This window comes from Pseudoalteromonas sp. Z1A6 (assembly GCF_011378745.1).
Lineage (GTDB): Bacteria > Pseudomonadota > Gammaproteobacteria > Enterobacterales > Alteromonadaceae > Pseudoalteromonas > Pseudoalteromonas arctica.
Window position 1 is genome coordinate 1 of sequence record NZ_WTKW01000315.1, and the last position, 4837, is coordinate 4837.

At 37.8% G+C, this 4837-nt stretch carries 2 protein-coding genes; both read right to left on the reverse strand.

Features of this window, described 5'->3' with window-relative positions:
- Nucleotides 1–445: 445 nt before the first annotated feature.
- Nucleotides 446–2617, reverse strand: coding sequence for a S46 family peptidase (locus tag GQR46_RS16125; protein ID WP_165741486.1), 2172 nt, complete (start codon nt 2615–2617; stop codon nt 446–448).
- A 98-nt stretch (nt 2618–2715) separates the two neighbouring features.
- Nucleotides 2716–4806, reverse strand: coding sequence for a bifunctional diguanylate cyclase/phosphodiesterase (locus tag GQR46_RS16130; protein ID WP_007580673.1), 2091 nt, complete (start codon nt 4804–4806; stop codon nt 2716–2718).
- Nucleotides 4807–4837 lie beyond the last annotated feature (31 nt).

Consider the following 4837-nt stretch of genomic DNA (forward strand, 5'->3'; position numbering starts at 1 on the left):
TAATTATTCTCCGCAAAATTTTAACTATATATTTATTCACGATATTAAATAACAAACAACAACCTTTGTAAATAGTCCACTATATTTGCTATGAAAAAAATACATGACTTTAAGGATGATATACTTAATTTAAAAGTCACTACAACGTAAAATAGATGCTTGTTATAGAACAACGTAAAATAGATGCTTGTTATAGATGATGATTCATGCATTGATTGCCTACACTTTAGTTAAATTTAGATATTTAATAGGCCTAAAACAGTAATTTTAACGCTGCACCTCTTGGCGTTATATTTTTAGGTGTGGCTTTATGCCGCATTTTTGCTTTCATTGCGCGCGAGGTAAACTCGCGCCTACAAAAGAATAACAATTAATTAGTCGATTAACTCCCTAAAAAAAGGCGCTTCCTTTACGGTAAGCGCCCTTCTCTAATCTCACTAATTACTTATTTTACGATTGTCATTTCGTCTAATAAGTTTTGTGCATTATCTACTTTATCCATTACCCACAGCATGTAGCGCGAATCAACGTGGATTGAGCGATTAAGCTCAGGGTTGTAATCCCAGTCACCAATAATACTTTCGTAAACACCGTCAAACAGTAAGCCTACAAGCTCTGCTTTGCCGTTAAGTGTTGGCGAACCTGAGTTACCACCAGTAGTGTCTACATTAGATAGAAAGTTAACGGGTACTGTATTCATGCCACCTGTGTAATCACCATAAAGCTTGGCTTTAATTTGCTCTTGTAACTTTTTAGGTGCATTAAATGGGTCAACATCGGTGTTTTTAGCTAGTAATCCTTCAAGCGATGTAAAGGGTGTTGCTACCAAGCCATCTTGAGGTGAGTAGCCGCCTACGGTGCCATAGGTTACTCGTAGAGTGCTGTTGGCATCGGCGTATACAGGTTTGTTTTTAGCTTTGTTAAACGCAATTATTGCGCTCATTAACTCTGGGCGAGCTGCTTGTAATTTACCTGCAAGTGCTTTTGATTTATCTTCCTGTGCTTTCATTACTTTAAAGATTGCTTTAGCGTACTGCACAAATGGGTCTTGGCTTTGATTTAGCTGGCTAAACGATTGCTCAAACAATGAATTGCGAACAGTGGCATTATCAAGTCTTGACTGTTCATACATGCTATCAAGTAACGCGCTTTGGGTTGCTTTATCAAACCCATTTTGTACTTTAAATACGTTATCAACGTCGCTAAAACGCTCTTCTTTTGGAAGTGCTGCATACAGCTCTAAAAAGTGCAGTAAAATAGCTTTATCTACTTTGCTATCATAACGGCGCGTCATGCGCTCAAGCCCTGCTTTAATACGAGGTAAGTCACGTTCTTGATAACCAGATTCACGTTCGCTATTTGGCTGTTGTTTTTCGTAAGCTAAGCGGTATAAACGTCGTGCTGTGCTGATCATTTGTGAGCGGTGTACATAACCTAACATACGGTCGCGTTCACTGTGCTCTTGTGATTGCGCAATTAGCTCAGATAGCTCACCTAATACGCTTCCGTATTGCTCTTTACGCTCACCATCACTATTGATCCATTGTGTTAAGTCTTGCTCAAACTGTTTTTTGCGCTCAAGCATAGTGCCTTTTTTAAAGCTTTCGATCATCGAACCATAGTTTTTAATATAGTTGTTATAACCTGCAATGGTGCTTTCGTAAGCAATACGCGCTTTACTGCCGTCCTCTGAGTTTTCTTCAATAAGCGACACGTATTTTGAGTTATGAACGCGTGCTTTAGGGTAGCTGTCGTTAAATACGCTATCTACCTCTGTTGCTATACGGTAGCGGTTAGTACGCCCTGGGTAGCCTGTAACCATTACAAAGTCGCCTTCTTGCACGCCTTTGGCACTTACTTTTAGGTAAGAGTCTGGTACGTAAGGTACGTTGTCTTCGCTGTACTCTGCTGGTTTTCCATCTTTGCCTACATAAGCGCGGTAAAAACCAAAGTCGCCAGTATGGCGCGGCCACATCCAGTTATCTATATCGCCGCCGTATTTACCTACGCCCATTGCCGGTGCATAAGTTAAGCGTACGTCTTTAATTTCAAGTGACTTAATTAGGTAAAACTCTAAACCACCATGAAACGAATACACATTACAACGATAGCTTTCGTCGGCTTCACACTGGGCTACTAGCGCTTTTTCATTTTTTTCGAGTGCGTCGTAGCGTGCTTTTGCTGTTAGCTCGTTAGTACCTTTAATTACTTCATCTGTTACGTTGGTGACCGTTTTTGTTACATAGACGCGTGAGCCCGGCGCTGCAGGTAAATCTTCTGTAGGACTTTTAGCTAAAAAGCCATTTTCTAAAATATTGTTTTCAGGCGTTGAGTTGTATTGTACCGAGCCATAAACACAGTGATGGTTTGACACAACTAAACCTTTAGGCGATACAAACGATGCTGTACAACCACCTAGGCTAATTACCGCATTCATTGGGAATTCGGTTAATTTAGAAATAGATTCAACATCAATTTCAAGCCCCTTGGCTTTTAAAATTGATTCTAATTCTGGAAGTTGGTGTGGTTGCCACATGCCTTCGTCGGCTATGGCACTACTTGAAAGTGATAAAGAAAATGTGGCTACTAATGTAGCTACAAGAGGTTTTAAACGCATTATAGAATCCTTTTTATTTGTTTCTATAACAGGTTACTCGCGATGGGACAATAAGGTCAATAGCCGTGCAATGAATTGTTACAATCGAGTGTTTAATCTTACTTTTTATCAAAATTCATCGAAAAATCAAGAAACTGTTTTGCTGGTATTGGTTTACTAAAATAGAAGCCTTGCATAAAATCACAACCCAATTCGTTCAATAAAGTATGCTGCTCTTTTGTTTCTACACCTTCGGCTACCACTGTCAGTCCTAAGCTGTGCGACATAGCAATAATTGCCTTTACGAGATTACAGTCTTCATTGTTTAATACAATACCGTCAATAAAACTTCTATCTATTTTAAGTACATTAAAAGGGTATTCTCTCAAATAACTTAATGATGAATAACCTGTACCAAAGTCATCCATTGATAAGTTAATGCCTAATGCAGTAATTTCAGTCAGTATATCAACAACATTAGTGTGGCAACTCATCAATACTCCCTCAGTTATTTCAAGCTCTAAACTTTCGGGGTTTACGTTTGCTTCACTCAATGAGTTTTGAATAAAACTGAGCAACCCTACGTCTCTAAATTGGCGAGGAGATAAGTTAACAGCCATGGTGTATTTTTGTTGGCGTTTACAGGTACTTTGCCATGTGTTTAAAAAGTGTAATGCTTGGCTAATTACAAACTTGCCAATAGGTACAATTAATCCTGTATTTTCGGCAATAGGTATAAACTCATCGGGTGTTACATTACCTAGCACAGGGTTATGCCAGCGTAATAACGCTTCTGCACCAATGATGTGTTTATTTTTGGCGTCAAATTGGGGCTGGTAGAATAACTCAAATTCATTACGCTCAAGGGCGCCACGCATCTGCTCTTCTATTACGAGTCGGCGCTGAATAATTACGTTCATCTTTTTAGTAAAAAATGAATAAGTATTACGACCATATGATTTTGCTTGATACATTGCAGTGTCAGCATTTCGTAATAAATCAGCAACGGTTGTGCCATTTTCTGGGTATATGGCTACACCAATACTCGCTGTTAGTATGTGTTCCCGACCCTCAATTTTAAAAGGGGCTCTAAAGTTATTGACCAGTTTTTCAGTAATTTTTAGCGCTGCATGGTGATCAGTTATACCTCGTAGTAATACGATAAACTCATCTCCACCTAGGCGCCCTACCGTGTCGTCTTTTCGCAGTGCCTCTTGTAGCCTTTGCGCTGATTCAATTAAAAGTTTGTCTCCTGTTTCATGGCCTAAAGAGTCATTTATTTTTTTAAAATCATCTAAATCCAAAAACAGTACTGCCGCTTTCTCGTTATTTCTTTGTGCTTCAATAAGTAATTGCGACAAACGATCAAGTGCTAAAAAACGATTTGGGAGTAAAGTTAGACTATCGTAATACGCTTGATGTCTAATTATTTCATCTGATTTATGCTGTTCTGTAATATCTCGAATAATAACCATTAACTGGTTATGTTCTGTTATTTTATTTATTCTTGCTTCAAAAAAAACGAGCCCATGGGGCAAAGCTAGCTCGTATTTAAAGCTCATCATCTGCTCTTTTTCTAATACAAGGCTGATATAGGTTTCAAATTTTTTGGCTACATCTTGAGGGAGTACATCACCCATTTTTTTACCAATAAATTGCTTTGGCTTGGTGTAGAGATCGGTCTCATTACTGGCATGATACTCAATAATAGTTCCATCATTTTCCATCAAGAAAAATAAGTCAGGAATTGCTCCAAAAATAGTTTTTAGCATATGCTCATTAAATGACGCATCTGCTTGTGCCTTTTTAACCTCAGATAAATCAATATCAATACAGTACATTTGTTTTGTATTATATTGATTTGTAAACATAACATGGCTGGAAAAAACCGATACATTGTTTCCATCTTTGTCTTGTAAGATAATTTCAGATGCTGGAATTTCTATATCTTTTTTTACCCAATCACTATGTGCGTTAATAACTAATTCACACATTGGCTCTGGAATTATAAGGTCTTCTATTTTTTGTCCTATGGCTTCTTCTTTGGTATATCCATAAAGTCGCTCACTACCTTCATTCCAATAAATAACACGACGTTCATTGTCATAACCTTGAACAGAAATAACATTTACCGCATCAAATAACTGATGCAAATAGTCGTTAATTACAAATTGATGGGTTAAGTTTGAAGTCGGGTTATCTAATTTCATTTGAGGCTATATCCATAAATAATTTTATTTA

Coding starts and splice junctions, on each gene's coding strand:
- GQR46_RS16125 (WP_165741486.1), bottom strand. CDS start 2,617: ATGCGTTTAAAACCTCTTGTAGCTACATTAGTAGCCACATTTTCTTTA.
- GQR46_RS16130 (WP_007580673.1), bottom strand. CDS start 4,806: ATGAAATTAGATAACCCGACTTCAAACTTAACCCATCAATTTGTAATT.